Consider the following 16,591-nt stretch of genomic DNA (forward strand, 5'->3'; position numbering starts at 1 on the left):
GGCGCTCCCGGGCACCGGTGCGGTCGCGGTTGGCGGGCATCATCGGCCCTCCGGAGCGCGGCGGTCGGAGGCCGGCGGGCGTCATCGGCGCTCCAGGGTGACGGTCCGGTCGGCCAGCGCGCCGACGAAGTCCGCGTCGTGGGTGACGGCGACGACGCCGTGGCCGGCGTCGCGCAGGTCGGCGAGCAGGTCGACCAGTTCGCGCCAGGTCCGCCGATCCTGGCCGAAGGTGGGTTCGTCGCAGATCAGCAGGCGGGGCGCGGTGGCCAGGGCCGTCGCCACGCTCAGCCGCCGCGCCTCCCCACCCGAGAGGGTGTACGGGTTGGCGCCGGCCAGCCGGTCCAGCCGCAGCCGCTCCAGCAGCGCGTCCACGGTGGCCGTCACGGCCGCCCCGGTCCGCCCGGTGCGGCGCGGGCCCAGCGCCAGCTCGTCGCGGACGGTGGCGGTCACGAACTGGTGTTCCGGGTCCTGGAAGACCGAGCCGATCCGGCCGGCCAGGGCGGGTGCCCGCCAGCGGTGCGGGGGAGTGCGCGCGTCCCTGCCGGCGAGGGCGGGGGTGGCGGCGACCGTACCGGTGCCGGGGCGGAGCAGGCCGCCGAGGAGCAGGGCCAGGGTCGACTTGCCGGCGCCGTTCGGGCCGAGCACGGCCAGCGCCTCGCCGGCGCGTACCCGAAGGTCGGTGGGGGCCAGCCGGGGTGGCAGGCCGAGCCGGTCGGCGGTGAGCAGCACGTCCCCGGGTGGGGTGGTGGCGTGCCGGGGCGGCACGGTGCGGCCCGGCACCCAGACCCCGGCGGCGGCGAGCGCGTCGCCGTGCGCGGCGAAGACCGCGTCGGGTGGCCCGTCGGCGCGTACCCCGCCGCCGGGCTCGAGCACGACCACCCGGTCGACCAGCGGCAGCGCCTCGGCGACCCGGTGCTCGACGAGGATCAGCGTGGTGTCGGGGTCGAGGGCGTCCGCGACGGCCCGCCGGATCAGGTCGGCGCCGGCCGGGTCGAGGTTGGCGGTCGGCTCGTCGAGCAGCAGGAGACCCGGCCGCAGGGCGAGCGTCCCGGCCAGCGCCAGCCGCTGCTGTTCGCCCCCGCTCAGCGCCGCGGTGGGCCGGTCCCGGTCGTACGGGAAGCCGACCCGGCGCAGCGCCTCGTCCACGCGGGGCCAGATCTCGTCGGCGGGCACGCCCCGGTTCTCCAGCCCGAACGCGACGTCGTCGCCGCAGCGGGCCATCACCAGCTGGGTCTCCGGGTCCTGGAAGACGATGCCGACCCGCTCCCGGGCCTTGCGCGGGTCGAGCCCGTCGATCTCGACGGTGCCCTCCTGCTCGCCGGAGTCCTCGGGCAGGAGCCCGGCCAGCGCCGCCAGCAGCGTGCTCTTGCCCGCGCCCGACGCGCCCAGCAGCAACACCCGTTCCCCGGCCTCGACGCGCAGGTCCACCCCGCGCACCGCCCAGCCCTTCCGCCCGGCGTGCCGCCACCCGAACCCGCGCAACTGCACAGCGCCCACTGCTCCCTCACCCCCTCTCCGGGCTCACCCGGCCCGGCCGATCATGAAGTTGACGGCGGTTTCAGAGATCGACATCGCCGTCAACTTCATGATCAACGTCGTCAGACCAGGGCGCGGTCGCGGCCGGCGGGGAAGCGGTCCAGGGCGCCCGTGTTGGCCAGGGCGCGGGTCAGGAGCCAGGCGCCGGCGCCGGCGATGACCGTGGCGCTGACGATGGTCAGCAGGGCGTACGGCAGGCGGTAGTCGACCAGGTCGTAGGCCTTGTTCCAGTAGACGAAGTCGAAGATCGCCGCGGTCAGGCCGGTCAGCGCGCCGGCCAGCAGGGCGACCGGCAGCCGGTACGCGCGGTAGCGGAACGCCGCGAAGGCCAGCTCGGCGCCCACGCCCTGCATCAGGCCCTGCACGATGACGATGCCGCCCCACTGGCTGCCCAGCAGCGCGGAGACGATCGCCGCCAGCAGCTCGCAGTAGAGCGAGGCGCCGGGCTTGCGGATGACCAGGCCGCCGAGCACGGCCGGCACCAGCCAGACGCCGTAGATCAGCGTCTGCGCGGGCGGGAAGAAGGCGAAGGCCGCGTCCGTGGCGCTCCAGAGCAGGCCCCAGGCCCAGAAGATGACGCCGAAGGCGACGGCGATCACCGAGGCGACGACGATGTCGACGGTGCGCCAGCGGTTGCTGTCGGTGTGGTTCATGGCGGACTCCCAGTTCAGGTGAGGAACCAGGAGAAGACGCACGCCGCGCCCGATGGTCACCGGACGGCGGCGCGGCTGGAGGTCGACCGAACTCCCTGCGCTGGCATTACCCAGATCAGGTTCGAGGGTCTGCGGGCACCGGCCCGCACTCTCAGCGCTGTGCGCTCCCCTGTCGGATGTGAAGTTGTCTCGTCGCAGACGCTAGCACCGACCCCGCCCCCGGGCCCAGCAGGGCGATCGCCCGTTAGGGTGGCGATCATGCGGGTCGAGGCGCGAGGGCTGACGTTCGAGGTACGCACCGGCGGCCCCGAGGGCGGTGACCCCGTGCTGCTGCTGCACGGCTTTCCTCAGCACTCCGGCGAGTGGGACGAGGTGACCCCCGCGCTGCACGCCGCCGGGCTGCGCACGTACGCGCTCGACCAGCGCGGCTACTCGCCCGGCGCCCGGCCGACGGACGTCGGGGCGTACCGGATCCCGGAGCTGGTGGCCGACGCGGCCGCCGTGCTCGACGCGCTCGGGGTGACCACCGCGCACCTGGTCGGCCACGACTGGGGCGCGATCGTGGCGTGGGGGCTCGCGGCCGCGCACCCGGATCGGGTCCGCACGCTGACCGCCGTCTCGGTGCCGCACCCGGCGGCCATGGGGCACGCGCTCGCCACCGACCCGCGGCAGAAGGCCCGGTCGTCCTACATCGCCCTGTTCCGCATGCCGGGCAAGGCGGAGAAGGTGCTGCTGGCGTTCCGCGCGGCGGCCCTGCGCCGGATGCTCGGCGGGGTGGGCGACGCCGACCGGGTGGCCCGCTACGCCGACCCGATGCGCGAGCCCGGCGCGCTGACCGCGGCGTTGAACTGGTACCGGGCCATGACCGGGGCGGACATGAAGGCCGTCGGGCCGGTGGGTGTGCCCACGACGTTCGTGTGGAGCGACGGGGACGTGGCGATCGGCCGCACCGCCGCCGAGGCGTGCGCCGCCCACGTCACCGGCGACTACCGCTTCGAGGTGCTGCCCGGCGTCACCCACTGGATCCCGGACGAGGCGCCGGCCCCGCTGGCCGCGGCGGTGCTCGCCCGCGCCGGCCGATGACCCCGAGCCCCGCGCCGGCCCGGCCGCACACCCGGGCGTCGCTCGCCGCCCAGCTCCGCGACCTCGGCGTACGCCCCGGCGGGACCGTGCTCGTGCACGCCTCCCTGCGCCCGCTGGGTTTCCTCTGCGGCGGCCCCGAGGCGGTGCTGCTGGCCCTGCGTGACGTGCTCGGCCCGGCCGGCACGGTGGTGGTGCCCACCCACACGCCGGACAACAGCGACCCGGCGGAGTGGAGCAACCCGCCGGTGCCGGCGGACTGGTGGCCGGTGATCCGCGACGCGATGCCCGGCTTCGACCCGGCGGTGACCCCGAGCCGCTTCATGGGCGCGCTGGCCGAGCTGGTCCGCACCTCGCCGGGGGCGCTACGCAGCGACCACCCGTACGTCTCGTTCGCCGCGCTCGGGCCGGCCGCCGCACGGATCGTCGCCGACCACGGGCGGGCCGACATGCTGGGTGAGGCCTCTCCGCTGGCCCGCCTCTACGACCTCGACGCCGACGTGCTGCTGCTCGGGGTGGACCACGGCAGCAACACGTCCCTGCATCTGGCGGAGTACCGGCAGCCGGCGCCGCCCCGGCAGCGCTGCGGCGCGGCCGTGCTGACCGCCGACGGCGGCCGGGAGTGGGTGTGGTGGAACGACGTGCGCCTGGACGAGGAGTGTTTCGCCCGGCTCGGCGCCGACCTGGAGACCACCGGCGCGGTGCGGCTCGGGCCGGTCGGCGACGGGACGGGCCGGTTGATGAGGCAGCGGGCGGCGGTCGACTTCGCGGTGGAGTGGCTGGCCGGACCGCGAGGGACGGAGGAAGCATGACGGTGAGCGCCGAGGCGTACCTGGCGATCGTGACCGAGACGATGGGCCGGGTCGCCGCCGACCAGCGGGAGAACGTGGCCCGGGCGGCGGATCTGATCGCCGCGTCGCTGCGCGCCGACGGGGTGGTGCACGCGTTCGGCACCGGCCACTCGGAGGCCCTCGCCATGGAGGTCGCCGGCCGGGCCGGCGGGCTGGTACCCACCAACCGGATCGCCCTGCGTGACCTGGTGCTGCACGGCGGCGAGCCGGCCGACGTGCTCGGCCCGAAGCTGGAACGCGAGCCGGCCGTGGCGCACCGCCTCTACGAGCTGGCTCCGGTCCGGCCGCAGGACGTGTTCGTGCTCGCCTCGAACTCCGGGGTGAACGGGGCGATGGTCGAGTTCGCCGCCATCGTGAAGGAGCGCGGGCACGGGCTGGTGGCGATCACCTCGGTGCGGCACTCGGCCCGGATGACGTCCCGCCACCCGTCCGGGCGCAAGCTCGCCGACTTCGCCGACGTGGTGCTGGACAACGGCGCCCCGTACGGCGACGCCACCCTCCCGCTGCCCGGTGGTGGCGCGGTCGGCGCGGTCTCGTCGATCACCGCCGCGCTGCTGGCCCAGCAGATCGTCACCGAGGTGGTCGCCCGGCTGCTCGCGGCGGGGGAGCGGCCCCCGGTCTACCTGTCCGCCAACATCACCGGCGGCGACGAGCACAACGCCGAGCTGGAGGCCCGGTACGCGGGCCGCATCCGCCGCGGGTCCTGAACCGGTTTCACGCTCGGCCGGACGGGGCACAGGCTGTGCTGCCGGTGGGAGGCCCCCACCGGCAGTACCGTCTTCCCTGGAGGTAGCGGGTGTCCAAGGAAACCGAGAAGCAGCGCTGGCAGCGCAACTTCGCCGACCTGCTCCAGGAGCTGCGGGTGGCGCAGACCGGGGTGCAGATCCTGTTCGCCTTCCTGCTGACCCTGCCCTTCAGCAACGGTTTCACCCGGACCACCGAGTTCCAGCGGGACGTCTACACCGTCGCGCTGCTGGCCGCCGCCGCGGCCACCGCGATGATCATTTCGCCGGTCGCCTTCCACCGGGCGCTGTTCCGCCAGGGCCGCAAGCCGGAGCTGGTCCGCTTCGCGCACCGCATGGCCAGCGGCGGCCTCGGCTTCATGCTGATCTCGATGGTCAGCGCGGTCCTGCTGATCACCGACTTCGTGCTGGACCGCCCGATCGCGTTCGTGCTCAGCACGATCACCGGGCTCTGGTTCCTGACCTTCTGGGTGATCCTGCCGTTCGCCCGGCGCAACTGGGGTGACGACGACATCGACGACGAGGACGACGATCCGCAATCGCTGGCCGGCGACTGACCGCCCCGGACCCGCCAAATCGGACGTGCGCGCGACGCTACCCCTGGGTAACACCCGGGGGTAGCGTCGTTCTCGTCGCACGTCGACGCAGCCGGACCGAGGTCTCCAGGAGGCAGCCGTGACCACGACACAGAACAGCCGACCCGACCCCGCCGGACACGGCGGCCCGACCGGGCGGGTGGCGCCCATCGACGATCCTCCGCAGCCGGCCGGCGTGGCGACGGGCGGGGCCGGGCCGCTGCCGACCGAAGCCGGCCAGGTCTCCGAGAAGGAGGCCCGGCAGGTCGCCGAGGCGGCCCGCGAGTCGGCCTGGGACCGGCCCAGCTTCGGCAAGGAGCTGTTCCTCGGCCGCTTCCAGCTCGACCTGATCAACCCCTGGCCCCGCACCGATCCGGCGGAGGCGGCGCGGGCCGAGGAGTTCCTGGCCGCGTTCGGGGCGTACCTGGACTCCGAGGTGGACGGTGCGGCCATCGAACGGGACGCGCGCATCCCCGACGAGGTGTTCCAGGGGCTGGCCCGGCTCGGCGCGTTCGGCATGAAGATCGACCGGAAGCACGGCGGCCTCGGGCTGAGCAACCTGCACTACTGCCGGGCCCTGATGCGGGCCGGCTCGGTGAACCCGTCGATCGGCGCGCTGCTGTCCGCACACCAGTCGATCGGCGTGCCGCAGCCGCTGAAGATGTTCGGCACGCCCGAGCAGAAGGAGCGCTTCCTGCCCCGGCTGGCCGCCGGCGAGGTCTCCGCCTTCCTGCTCACCGAGCCCGACGTCGGCTCCGACCCCGCCCGCCTGGCCACCACGGCCGAGCCGACCGAGGACGGCACCGGCTACCGCCTCAACGGGGTGAAGCTGTGGGCCACCAACGGCACGGTCGCCACCCTGCTGGTGGTGATGGCCCGGGTGCCGGCGGCGGAGGGACGGCGCGGCGGCATCACCGCCTTCGTGGTGGAGGGCGACAGCGAGGGCATCACCGTCGAACGGCGCAACGAGTTCATCGGGCTCCGCGGCCTGGAGAACAGCCTCACCCGGTTCCACGACGTCTTCGTGCCGAAGGAGAACGTGATCGGCGGCGAGGGCAAGGGCCTGAAGATCGCGCTGACCACGTTGAACACCGGCCGGCTCTCACTGCCGGCCATGTGCGTGGGCGCCGGCAAGTGGGCGTTGAACGTCGCCCGGGAGTGGGCCGCCGACCGGGTCCAGTGGGGCCGGCCGGTCGGCGAGCACGAGGCGGTCGCCAAGAAGCTGGCCTTCATCGCCGCGACCACGTACGGCATGGAGTCCATGCTGGACCTCTGCTGCCTGCTCGCCGACGACGACCGCAACGACATCCGCATCGAGGCCGCGCTGGTGAAGCTCTACGCCAGCGAGATGGCGTGGAAGATCGCCGACGAGCTGATCCAGATCCGGGGCGGGCGCGGCTACGAGACGGCCGACTCCCTGGCCGCGCGGGGCGAGCGTCCGGCCGCCGTCGAGCAGCTCCTGCGCGACCTGCGGATCAACCGGATCTTCGAAGGCTCCACCGAGATCATGCACCTGCTGATCGCCCGCGAGGCGGTCGACGCGCACCTCTCGGTGGCCGGCGACATCATCGATCCGGACGCCGGGCTGGGCCGCAAGGCGCGGGCCGGCGCGCGGGCCGGGGCCTTCTACGCGAAGTGGCTGCCCACCCTGGCCGTCGGCAAGGGCCAGGCGCCCGGGGCCTTCCACGAGTTCGGCCCGCTCGCCGGGCACCTGCGGCACGTCGAGCGGAGCTCCCGCAAGCTGGCCCGGTCCACCTTCTACGCGATGTCCCGCTGGCAGGGGAAGATGGAGCGCAAGCAGGCGTTCCTCGGCCGGGTGGTGGACATCGGCGCGGAGCTGTTCGCGATGTCGGCGGTCTGCGTCCGGGCGGTCGCCGAGCGCGCCGAGCACCCGGAGAACGTCGAGCTGGCCGACCTGTTCTGCCGGCAGGCCCGGCTGCGCGTCGACGAGCTGGTCACCGGGCTGTGGTCGAACACCGACTCGGTGGACGTGGCCGCCGCGAAGCGGATCATCGCGGGCCGCTACGCCTCGATCGAGGAGGGCGTGGTCACCCCGCCCGCCGATCAGCCCTGGGTGGCCCGCTGGGAGCCCGGCCCGTCGACGGCGCAGGACGTGCGCCGCCGCATCCCGCCCGCGTCGTGACGGTCGGAGGCCCCCGTCGGACGCGGCGGGGGCCCGCCGTCAGCGGGCGACCGCCCAGGCGATCACCCCGGCCAGGATGAGGCCGTTCAGGCCGGCCAGCACGAGGTACGCGGCCGGCGGGATCCGGCGGCCCTTGCGGACGAAGCTCACCAGGACGCCCGCGTAGATCAGCAGCAGGACCGCGACGACGATCAGGAAGTACAGCACCGGCACACCTTACCGGCCGGTGCGCAGCCCGAGTCCGCGCAGCTCCAGCGCGGCGAGCGCGTCGACGGTCCCGTCGTCGCCGCGGCGCCACGCCTCGGCCACGTCCGGCCCGATCCGGTTCAACTTCGCGAGGGGCTGCCCGGCGAGCGCGCGCAGCGCGAGCAGGTCCCGCCCGGCCGGGGCGGCGGCCAGCGCCTTCGCCGCGCCGGCCCGCCGCATCCAGCGCACCCGCAGCGGCAGCCAGCCGAACAGCACCAGACCGAGCGGGAAGACCAGCACCGCGATGGTCAGCGCCAGGGCCAGCTGGCCGACCAGTTCCTGCTGGTCCCGGCCGGCCTCGGCGACGGCGCGGGCGGCCTCGGCGGCCTTCGTGAAGGGGCCGGTCAGCTCGTCGCCGACCAGCGGCACGCGGCCGACCTTGCCGCCGGCGTCGGCCAGGTTGTCGGCGAGTCCGCCACCGGCCCCCTCCAGCTTCTGTCCGGGTACGGCGAGCTTCTCGACGAGGTCGTGCAGCCAGAGCGCGAAGCGGATCGCCGCGTACACCCAGACGACCACGAGCAGATCGGTGAGGAGCTGACGGAGGGCGGTCGGAAAACGGTCGGCGTAGATCTTCACGCCGGACAGCGTGCCACGGCCCGGCCGTCCGGGCACGGGTCGGTTTTCTCAGCCGGCGCAGGCCGGGCAGGTGCCGAAGATCTCCAGGGTGTGGCTGACCTGCGCGTACCCGTGCTCGGCGGCGACCCGCTCGGCCCAGCTCTCCACCGCGGGGCCGGCCACCTCCACGGTCCGGCCGCAGGCCCGGCAGACCAGGTGGTGGTGGTGGCCCTCGCTGCACCGCCGGTAGAGGTGCTCGCCGCCGGGCGGGCGCATCACGTCGATCTCACCGGCGTCGGCCAGCCCCTGCAGGGTCCGGTAGACGGTGGTCAGGCCGACCCGCTCGCCGCGCTGGCGCAGCATGGCGTGCAGGTCCTGGGCGCTGTGGAAGCCGTCGACCTCGGCCAGGAGCGCGCTCACCGCGCTCCGCTGGCGGGTGTTGCGCAGTGCCCCCTCGGTCACGACGGCCCCTCCCCGGCGTGGCTGACCGCGTCCGCCACGATGTGCGCGACGTGCTCGTCCACCAGCGCGTACGCGATCTCCCGGCCGCGCCGCGAGCCGCGCACCACGCCGGCGCCGCGCAGCACCCGCAGGTGCTGGGAGACCAGTGGCTGCGGGGCGCCGAGCTTCTCCACCAGCTCGTGCACGCAGCGCTCGCCCTCGGCCAGTTCGCTGACGATCGCCAGCCGGATCGGCGCCGACAGCGCGCGCAGCAGGTCGCCCGCGCCCTCGAAGGCGTCGTACCCGTTCGTGACCGTCATCCCGTAACGGTAACCAATGCCAGCAGCGCCGGCCCGGACGGCCTCACCGCAGCACCACCTCGTGCTCCGGCGGCTCCACCACCGGCACGGCAACCGGGCGGGTCCGCCGGCGCAGCGCCCGCCAGCCGGCCGCGAGCAGCGCCACCACCAGGAACGAGCCGATCGCCAGCAGCACCACCGACGCGCCGGGCGCGGTGTCCGCGGTGGCGGCCACCCAGACGCCGGCACCGGCCGCGAACAGCCCCAGCGCCATGGCCGCCGTCATGGTGGCCCGGAAGCCCCGGGTCACCTGCTGCGCGGTGGCCACCGGCACCACCATGAGCGCGCTGATCAGCAGCACCCCGACCGCCCGCATGGCGATCGTCACGGTCACCGCGGTGCCGACCGCGAGGAGCAGGTTCAAGGCCCGCACGGGCAGGCCGGAGACGCGCGCGTACTCCTCGTCGTGGCAGACCGCGAAGAGAGCCGGTCGCAGCGCCAGCATGGTCACCAGGATCGCCACGCCGAGCACCAGGATGGTCACCAGGTCCGCCGGCGACGTCGTGGTCAGCGACCCGAAGAGGTACGCGTTGAGCTTGCCGCTGCCGGCGTCCGAGAGCCCGACCAGCATCACGCCACCGGCGATGCCCCCGTAGAACAGCAGCGCCAGGGCCAGGTCCCCGGAGGTGCGCCCGCGCGAGCGGACCAGCTCGATCACGATCGCGCCGAGCGTGGCCGCGATGACCGCGACCAGCACGGGGGAGCGGTTGAGCAGCAGCCCGGCGCCGACGCCGGTGAGCGCCACGTGGCCGATGCCGTCGCCGATCAGCGCCAGCCGGCGCTGCACCAGGTAGATGCCGAGCGCCGGGGCGGCCAGCCCGATGACCAGCGCGCCGACCAGGGCGCGCAGCATGAAGTCGTACTGGAAGAGGTCCATCACATGCTCCACAGCCCGGCGGGCTCTTCGTCGCAGTGCGGGTGCACGTGGTCGTGGCCCGGATCGGCGTGGTGCCCGGCCGGCTCCGGCACCGGGCCGTCGTGGCAGATCGTGCCCTGGTGGACGACGACGGCCCGGCCGATGAGCGGGCGCAGCGGCCCGAGCTCGTGGGCGACCAGCAGCACGGTGCCGCCGCCGTCGCGGAAGTCCCGCAGCGCGGTGGCGAACGCCTCCTGGCTGGCCGCGTCCACCCCGGCGGTCGGCTCGTCGAGCACCAGCAGCTCCGGCCGGCCGGCCAGGGCCCGGGCGATCAGGGTGCGCTGCTGCTGGCCGCCGGAGAGCGTGGCGACCGGGTCGCCGGCCCGGTCGGCGAGCCCGACCGCGCGCAGCGCCGCGGCGACCGCCTCCCGGTCGGCCCGCCGCGACGGCCGCAGCACACCCCGGCGGGCCAGCCGCCCGGACGCCACCACCTCGCCGACCGTGGCGGGTACGCCGCTGCCCGCGCCGAGCCGCTGCGGGACGTACCCGATGCGGTGCCACTGCCGGAAGCGGCGCTGGGGCGTGCCGAAGAGGGTGACCGACCCGGCGCCCAGCGGCACCAGGCCGAGCACGGCGCGGATCAGGGTCGACTTGCCGGAGCCGTTGGCGCCGAGCACGGCGACCACCTCGCCGGCGGTGACGGTCAGGGAGACGTCGCGCAGCACCGCCCGGCCGTCGTAGCCGACGGCGGCGTGTGCGACCTGGATCACGGGTTCGGTCATGAGCAGTCCAAGGCGGTCCGCAGGGTCTGGAGGTTGGCGCGCATCGCCGAGAGGTAGTCGCCGTCGGCGGGCCGGCCCTCGATCGGGTCGAGCACGGCGGTCCTCGCCCCGACCTCCCGGGCGACGGTCTCGGCGACCTTCGGGCTGACCAGCGTCTCGAAGAAGATGGTGGTGGCACCGTGCTCCCGGGCCTCCTCCGCCACCTCGGCGAGGCGCTGCGGGGAGGGTTCGGCGTCCGGGCTGAGGCCGGTGATGCCGACCTGGTCGAGCCGGTAGTGCTCGGCCAGGTAGCCGAAGGCGGTGTGGCTGGTCACGATCTCCCGGCGCTGGCAGGTGGCCAGGCCCCGGGCGTAGTCGGCGTCGAGCCCGGTCAGCTCGGCGCGCAGCGCCGTGGCCCGGGCGGTGAAGTCGGCGGCCCGGTCCGGGTCGACCCGGCCGAGCCGCTCGGCGAGCCGGTCGCCGACGGTGGCCAGCCGGGTCGGGTCCAGCCAGAGGTGCGGGTCCTTGCCGCCGCTCTCCTCGTGGCCGGCCTCACCGTCGTGCTGGTGCCCGCCCGCGGCGGCGTCGAGCAGCGGCTGCACGCCCGCCACGTCGAACGCCCGCTTGCCGCCGTTCTGCTCGACCGCCTCGTCCACGGCCGGCTGGAAGCCGGCGAGGTAGACGATCAGCTCGGCGTCGGCCACCTGGCCGACCTGCCGGGGGTTGAGTTCCAGGTCGTGCGGCTCGGCGCCGGGCTTGGCCAGGCTGGTGACGGCGACCGCGTCACCGCCGATCTTCTCGGCGAGGAACTGGAGGGGGTAGAAGGCGGCCACCACGTCGACCCGGTCCGGGTCGCTCCCGCCGCCGTCGCCGGAGCAGGCGGCGAGGCCGCCGAGGGTGAGCAGGGCGGCGGTGGCGGCGGCGAGCGCGCGGGCTGAGCGGACGGTCATGTCACTACTGTCCGCGATAACGAAATTGATTGTCAAAAACGCATGATTGCATGTCTGCGCAGGTCAACGCTCAGAGCAGCTTCGCCAGCGCGATCGCGATCAACAGGGTCAGCATCAGCAGCCGCAGCACCCGGGTGGCCGGCGCCTGCACCGGCCAGGTGACGGTCATCAGCCACACCAGCCCCGCGGCCAGCGCCAGCAGCAGCAGCCCGCCCGCCGCCCCGGGCGCGAAGAGCCCCACCAGCACCAGGACCAGCGCGGCCAGGAACACCGTCGTCGGGTTGAGCCGGGCCAACCGGGACAGCACGGGAGTCTGCGTACGCTGCATGCCACAGACTCTACGAGGAGGAACCTGGTGCTGGTCACCAACCGGTTCGTGGTGGACGCCGACGAGGCGGACGAGTTCACCCGGCAGGCGCACGCGGCGCTCACCGCGCTCGCCGCCCGCCCGGGCTACCTGCGCGGCGACCTGCTCCGGGCGCTGGACGACCCGGCCCACTGGTGCCTGCTCACCGAGTGGGAGTCGGTCGGGGCCTACCGCCGGGCGCTCGGCGGGTTCGACGTCAAGGTCACCGCGGTGCCGCTGCTCGCCCGGTCGGTGGACGAGCCCTCGGCGTACGAGACGCTCGCCAGTGCCGCCCCGGACGGCGAGATCGTCGTGGCGGCCAGTGATCGGGCCGCAGGTCCTTACCGCTGAGGTCGGGGGCACTACCCTGGCGCGTATGACCGCTCCCGGACCGGCCGGCCCACCACCCCCGCCCGTGCCCTCCGGCGCGCCGCCGGTGCCGGGACCCCCGGCCGACCCCGGCTCTCCCGCGCCGCCGCCCGGACCGCCGCCGGTGTCACCGGGCGAGCCGGGCGTCCCCGCGCCGCCGCCCGGTCCCGGTGTCGCCCCGCCGTTCGCCGCGCCGCCCACCGAGGGCGGCCGGGCCCGGCTCTGGCTCGGCCTCGGCGTCGGCGCGCTGGCCGTGCTGCTCTGCTGCGGCGGGGGCGGCGCGGCCGTGGTCGGGCTCGCCGTGAGCAACGTGCAGGCCGTCGAGGAGCAGGGCCGGGCCGTCACCGACGACTACTACCAGGCGCTCGTCGTCAAGGACTGGTCCAAGGCGTACGACCAGCTCTGCGACGACGCCCGGCGGCGCGAGTCCCGGGCGGAGTTCGAGCAGCGGGTGGCCACCGAGCCGCAGGTCTCCGGCTACCGGGTGGGCGAGGTCGACACCACCACGCTGACCGTGCCGGTGGACGTGACCCTGGCCGGCGGCCGGCGGGAGGCGCAGACCGTCACGCTGGCACCCGACCAGCAGACCGGCGGCATGGAGGTGTGCGGGGTGAGCTGAGCGGCCCCCGGTATTCTGCTGGGCTCGGGACCGCGGTGGTCGTACCGTTGTCCCGAACCGTCCGGTTCCACTCACATCGCCCCCGCCGACCGCCAGCCGGCGTAGGAGGAAACATGCCAGCCGACCGTATCGACGCCGTCGTCAGCCTCGCCAAGCGCCGAGGCTTCGTCTTCCCCTCCAGCGAGATCTACGGGGGCACCCGGTCGGCCTGGGACTACGGTCCGCTCGGCGTCGAGCTCAAGGAGAACGTCCGCCGGCAGTGGTGGAAGACCATGGTCCAGCAGCGCGACGACGTCGTCGGCCTGGACTCCGCGGTCATCCTGGCCCGCAAGGTCTGGGAGGCCAGCGGCCACATCGCCGAGTTCGTCGACCCGCTCACCGAGTGCCAGTCCTGCCACAAGCGGTTCCGCGCCGACCACCTCGAAGAGGCGTACGAGGCCAAGCACGGCAAGCCGCTGACCTCCCTGACCGAGCTGAACTGCCCGAACTGCGGCAACAAGGGCACCTTCACCGAGCCGAAGATGTTCAACGGCCTCATGAAGACCTACCTGGGCCCGGTGGAGAGCGACGAGGGCCTGCACTACCTGCGCCCGGAGACCGCCCAGGGCATCTTCGTGAACTACAAGAACGTGGAGACGGTCGCCCGCAAGAAGCCGCCGTTCGGCATCGCGCAGACCGGCAAGTCGTTCCGCAACGAGATCACCCCGGGCAACTTCATCTTCCGGACCCGCGAGTTCGAGCAGATGGAGATGGAGTTCTTCGTCGAGCCGGGCACCGACGAGGAGTGGCACGAGTACTGGCTCTCCGAGCGCTGGAACTGGTACCTCGACCTGGGCCTATCCGCGGACAACCTGCGCTTCTACGAGCACCCCAAGGAGAAGCTCTCCCACTACTCGAAGCGCACCGTCGACATCGAGTACCGGTTCCAGTTCGGCGGCACCGAGTTCGCCGAGCTGGAGGGCATCGCCAACCGCACCGACTTCGACCTGTCGACGCACAGCAAGCACTCCGGCGTCGACCTGTCGTACTTCGACCAGACGAAGCAGGAGCGCTGGGTGCCGTACGTGATCGAGCCGGCCGCCGGCCTCACCCGCGCGGTGCTGGCGTTCCTGCTCGAGGCGTACGACGAGGACGAGGCCCCGAACACCAAGGGCGGCGTGGACAAGCGCACCGTCATGCGCTTCGACCCGCGCCTCGCCCCGGTCAAGGTGGCTGTGCTGCCGCTGTCCCGCAACGAGGCGCTCTCGCCGAAGGCCAAGCAGCTCGCCGCCGACCTCCGCAAGCGGTGGGTGGTCGAGTTCGACGACTCGCAGGCCATCGGCCGCCGCTACCGCCGGCAGGACGAGATCGGCACCCCGTTCTGCGTCACCGTCGACTTCGACACCCTCGACGACAACGCGGTGACCGTGCGGAACCGGGACACCATGAGCCAGGAGCGCATCTCCCTCGACCAGGTCGAGCGCTACCTGATCGAGCGCCTGCCCGGCTGCTGACGCTGGTCACGGGGCCCCGACCGGTCGGTCGGGGCCCCGTACACTTGTCCGGTGACCGCCCCGACCCTGCCCGCGCTGCGCCCGCTCACCCTCGGCCCGCACGAGGTGTGGCCGCCCGTGGTGCTCGCGCCGATGGCCGGGATCACCAACGTCGGCTTCCGCCGGCTCTGCCGGGAGCAGGGCGGCGGCATCTACGTCTGCGAAATGATCACCACGCGGGCGCTCGTCGAGCGTAACCCGAAGACGCTCCGCATGATCGCCTTCGGCGCGGACGAGCACCCGCGCAGCCTCCAGCTCTACGGCACCGACCCGGAGATCACCGCCGCCGCCGTGCGGATCGTGGTCGAGCGGAACCTCGCCGACCACATCGACCTGAACTTCGGCTGCCCCGTCCCCAAGGTCACCCGGCGCGGCGGCGGGTCGGCCCTGCCGTGGCGGCGCCGGCTCTTCGCCCGGCTGGTCAAGGGCGCGGTGGCCGCCGCGTCGCCCGCCGGGGTGCCGGTCACCGTCAAGATGCGCAAGGGCATCGACGACGACCACCTGACGTACGTCGAGGCCGGCCTCGCCGCCCAGGACGCCGGCGTCGCCGCGGTCGCCCTGCACGGGCGTACGGCCGCGCAGCGCTACTCGGGCACCGCCGACTGGGACGCCATCGCCACCCTCAAGCAGGCGCTCGACGTGCCGGTGCTGGGCAACGGCGACATCTGGGAGGCCGACGACGCCCTGCGGATGGTCGCCCACACCGGCGTCGACGGCGTGGTGATCGGGCGCGGCTGCCTGGGCCGGCCGTGGCTCTTCGCCGACCTGGAGGCCGCCTTCAACGGCCGCACCGAGCGGCGGCTGCCGAACCTCGGCGAGGTCGCGGCCACGATGCGCCGGCATGCCGAGCTGCTCGTCGACCAGTTCGTGGCCGGCGCCCGCAACCCGGCCCGGGGCGAGCGCGACGGCTGCACCGACTTCCGCAAGCACGTCGCCTGGTACCTCAAGGGCTTCCCGGTCGGCAGCGAGCTGCGGCGCTCGCTCGCGATGATCGAGAGCCTGGCCCAGCTCGACGACCTGCTCGGCAAGCTCGACCCGGCCGTACCGTTCCCGGTCGAGACCCTGGGCCAGCCGCGCGGCCGGACCAACTCCCCGGGCAAGGTCGCCCTCCCCGACGGCTGGCTGGCCAGCCGGGACGACGACACCCCGCCGGACGGCGCCGAGCTGGACGACTCCGGCGGCTGACACGCGAAAGGGCCCGACCCCTCGGTGGGGTCGGGCCCTTTCGCGTGTTGCTGCTTTGTCAGGAGGCCGAGTAGCCGCGGGTGGCGATCCAGTCGGCCAGGTTGTCCACGCTCATCCGGTAGGAGGCCATGTTCGGGTCGGCCGAGTCCGCGATGGTCACGATCTTCCCGTTGTCGCGGTAGCCCACGACGCTGATGTAGTGGCCACCCTCGAACGAGTGGGTGTTGCCGTCGGTGTCGGTGGCGGTGCCGGCGATGTTGGCGACCACGGCGCGGCCGTCATCCACGGTCCGGACGACGTCAGCCCGCAGCGTGTCGGTCTGCTTGTCGTCGGCCTTACCGTCGCGGATCTCCACCGACCGGTAGTGCTTGCCGGTCTCCTTGTTCAGCACGGGGGTGATGTCGTTGATGCTGTTGGTGCCGTTCTCGGTGGTGCCCATCTCCTTGGCCATGGCGTCGACGTCGATGTTCTTGCCGAGCACCGAGATGGCGTTACGGGCGGCGGCGGGGCCGCAGTAGTAGAAGTTCGGCTGGGCCTCGTAGCGGACGTCGAGCTCCCGCTCGCCGTGACCCTTACGGTCGGTGCTGACCTGGGTGGCGGCCTTCTCGGCCGGCGTGGCCTGCGCGGCGACCGCGGGGCCCGCGATCCCACCGGCGGTGGCGGCGAAGCCGGCAGCGGTCAGAACGGTCTTACGCAGCAGATCGGTACGCATGATGAGTGCCTCTCTGTCGGGGGTGAGCAGCACACGCAGGGGGTGCGGGTGCCGCTGGGAAAGTCTTTGGGGTGCCCGG

Annotated in this window: 20 protein-coding genes and 1 riboswitch; of the genes, 9 read left to right on the forward strand and 11 right to left on the reverse strand. The window is 73.8% G+C overall.

The genetic code is table 11. The features are described from left to right. Nucleotides 1–81: 81 nt before the first annotated feature. Together NFX44_RS03735 and NFX44_RS03740 are read right to left on the reverse strand one after the other, a co-directional pair. Nucleotides 82–1,497 (reverse strand): ABC transporter ATP-binding protein, encoded by a 1,416-nt coding sequence (locus NFX44_RS03735; RefSeq protein ID WP_262282071.1) that lies wholly within the window; start codon nucleotides 1,495–1,497, stop codon nucleotides 82–84. Between the two features lie 101 nt (nucleotides 1,498–1,598). Then, nucleotides 1,599–2,189, reverse strand: coding sequence for an ECF transporter S component (locus NFX44_RS03740; protein WP_262282072.1), 591 nt, complete (start codon nucleotides 2,187–2,189; stop codon nucleotides 1,599–1,601). Nucleotides 2,190–2,263: 74 nt separating this feature from the next. Continuing rightward, nucleotides 2,264–2,370: riboswitch (TPP riboswitch) on the reverse strand. Between the two features lie 77 nt (nucleotides 2,371–2,447). On the opposite strand from NFX44_RS03740, the gene NFX44_RS03745 reads away from it, so the two are divergent. The 5 genes from NFX44_RS03745 (at nucleotide 2,448) to NFX44_RS03765 (ending at nucleotide 7,581) form a co-directional block, all read left to right on the forward strand. Beyond that, entirely contained in the window at nucleotides 2,448–3,272 is an 825-nt protein-coding gene (locus tag NFX44_RS03745; protein WP_262282073.1) for an alpha/beta fold hydrolase, read from the forward strand. Continuing rightward, complete coding sequence (locus tag NFX44_RS03750; protein WP_262282074.1) at nucleotides 3,269–4,081, forward strand: aminoglycoside N(3)-acetyltransferase; 813 nt, start codon at nucleotides 3,269–3,271, stop codon at nucleotides 4,079–4,081. The genes NFX44_RS03745 and NFX44_RS03750 overlap by 4 nt, the downstream gene beginning before the upstream one ends. Next, on the forward strand, nucleotides 4,078–4,827 hold the full coding sequence (locus NFX44_RS03755) for an SIS domain-containing protein (protein ID WP_262282075.1): 750 nt from the start codon (nucleotides 4,078–4,080) through the stop codon (nucleotides 4,825–4,827). Before NFX44_RS03750 ends, NFX44_RS03755 begins: the two co-directional genes overlap by 4 nt. Nucleotides 4,828–4,916: 89 nt before the next feature. Continuing rightward, nucleotides 4,917–5,420, forward strand: a complete 504-nt coding sequence (locus NFX44_RS03760) for a DUF6328 family protein (RefSeq protein WP_262282076.1) — start codon at nucleotides 4,917–4,919, stop codon at nucleotides 5,418–5,420. A 214-nt stretch (nucleotides 5,421–5,634) separates the two neighbouring features. Next, on the forward strand, nucleotides 5,635–7,581 hold the full coding sequence (locus NFX44_RS03765) for an acyl-CoA dehydrogenase family protein (protein WP_262282573.1): 1,947 nt from the start codon (nucleotides 5,635–5,637) through the stop codon (nucleotides 7,579–7,581). A gap of 39 nt (nucleotides 7,582–7,620) precedes the next feature. On the opposite strand, the gene NFX44_RS03770 is transcribed toward NFX44_RS03765, so the two are convergent. From NFX44_RS03770 to NFX44_RS03805, 8 genes are all read right to left on the reverse strand, one after another. After that, nucleotides 7,621–7,788, reverse strand: coding sequence for a hypothetical protein (locus tag NFX44_RS03770; protein ID WP_167537054.1), 168 nt, complete (start codon nucleotides 7,786–7,788; stop codon nucleotides 7,621–7,623). 9 nt (nucleotides 7,789–7,797) lie between these two features. Continuing rightward, nucleotides 7,798–8,403: a hypothetical protein gene (locus NFX44_RS03775; protein WP_262282077.1), complete on the reverse strand. Its 606-nt coding sequence runs from the start codon at nucleotides 8,401–8,403 to the stop codon at nucleotides 7,798–7,800. Nucleotides 8,404–8,451: 48 nt separating this feature from the next. Continuing rightward, entirely contained in the window at nucleotides 8,452–8,844 is a 393-nt protein-coding gene (locus NFX44_RS03780; protein ID WP_151465202.1) for a Fur family transcriptional regulator, read from the reverse strand. Further along, the gene (locus tag NFX44_RS03785; protein WP_262282078.1) at nucleotides 8,841–9,143 is read right to left on the reverse strand and encodes a metalloregulator ArsR/SmtB family transcription factor; all 303 of its coding nucleotides are present in this window, start codon (nucleotides 9,141–9,143) and stop codon (nucleotides 8,841–8,843) included. Before NFX44_RS03785 ends, NFX44_RS03780 begins: the two co-directional genes overlap by 4 nt. Before the next feature lie 43 nt (nucleotides 9,144–9,186). Then, nucleotides 9,187–10,059 (reverse strand): metal ABC transporter permease, encoded by an 873-nt coding sequence (locus NFX44_RS03790; protein ID WP_262282079.1) that lies wholly within the window; start codon nucleotides 10,057–10,059, stop codon nucleotides 9,187–9,189. Continuing rightward, nucleotides 10,059–10,820: a metal ABC transporter ATP-binding protein gene (locus NFX44_RS03795; protein WP_262282080.1), complete on the reverse strand. Its 762-nt coding sequence runs from the start codon at nucleotides 10,818–10,820 to the stop codon at nucleotides 10,059–10,061. Before NFX44_RS03795 ends, NFX44_RS03790 begins: the two co-directional genes overlap by 1 nt. Further along, the gene (locus NFX44_RS03800; protein WP_262282081.1) at nucleotides 10,817–11,749 is read right to left on the reverse strand and encodes a metal ABC transporter substrate-binding protein; all 933 of its coding nucleotides are present in this window, start codon (nucleotides 11,747–11,749) and stop codon (nucleotides 10,817–10,819) included. Before NFX44_RS03800 ends, NFX44_RS03795 begins: the two co-directional genes overlap by 4 nt. A gap of 70 nt (nucleotides 11,750–11,819) precedes the next feature. Further along, a complete protein-coding gene (locus tag NFX44_RS03805) occupies nucleotides 11,820–12,077 on the reverse strand; it encodes a DUF6703 family protein (protein WP_262282082.1) in 258 nt (85 codons plus the stop codon). A gap of 27 nt (nucleotides 12,078–12,104) precedes the next feature. Here NFX44_RS03805 and NFX44_RS03810 point away from each other — a divergent pair, with 27 nt between their 5' ends. The 4 genes from NFX44_RS03810 (at nucleotide 12,105) to dusB (ending at nucleotide 15,800) form a co-directional block, all read left to right on the forward strand. Then, nucleotides 12,105–12,446: an antibiotic biosynthesis monooxygenase gene (locus NFX44_RS03810; RefSeq protein ID WP_262282083.1), complete on the forward strand. Its 342-nt coding sequence runs from the start codon at nucleotides 12,105–12,107 to the stop codon at nucleotides 12,444–12,446. A 142-nt stretch (nucleotides 12,447–12,588) separates the two neighbouring features. Next, complete coding sequence (locus NFX44_RS03815; protein ID WP_262282574.1) at nucleotides 12,589–13,083, forward strand: hypothetical protein; 495 nt, start codon at nucleotides 12,589–12,591, stop codon at nucleotides 13,081–13,083. Nucleotides 13,084–13,196: 113 nt separating this feature from the next. Beyond that, entirely contained in the window at nucleotides 13,197–14,576 is a 1,380-nt protein-coding gene (locus NFX44_RS03820; protein ID WP_262282084.1) for a glycine--tRNA ligase, read from the forward strand. A 51-nt stretch (nucleotides 14,577–14,627) separates the two neighbouring features. Continuing rightward, entirely contained in the window at nucleotides 14,628–15,800 is a 1,173-nt protein-coding gene (dusB, locus tag NFX44_RS03825) for a tRNA dihydrouridine synthase DusB (protein WP_262282085.1), read from the forward strand. 58 nt (nucleotides 15,801–15,858) lie between these two features. On the opposite strand, the gene NFX44_RS03830 is transcribed toward dusB, so the two are convergent. Next, nucleotides 15,859–16,512 carry a C39 family peptidase gene (locus NFX44_RS03830; RefSeq protein ID WP_262282086.1) on the reverse strand — a complete coding sequence of 218 codons (654 nt, stop codon included), beginning with the start codon at nucleotides 16,510–16,512 and terminating at the stop codon, nucleotides 15,859–15,861. Nucleotides 16,513–16,591: the final 79 nt, after the last annotated feature.

The organism is Micromonospora sp. MA102, from assembly GCF_025460765.1.
Lineage (GTDB): Bacteria > Actinomycetota > Actinomycetes > Mycobacteriales > Micromonosporaceae > Micromonospora > Micromonospora halotolerans.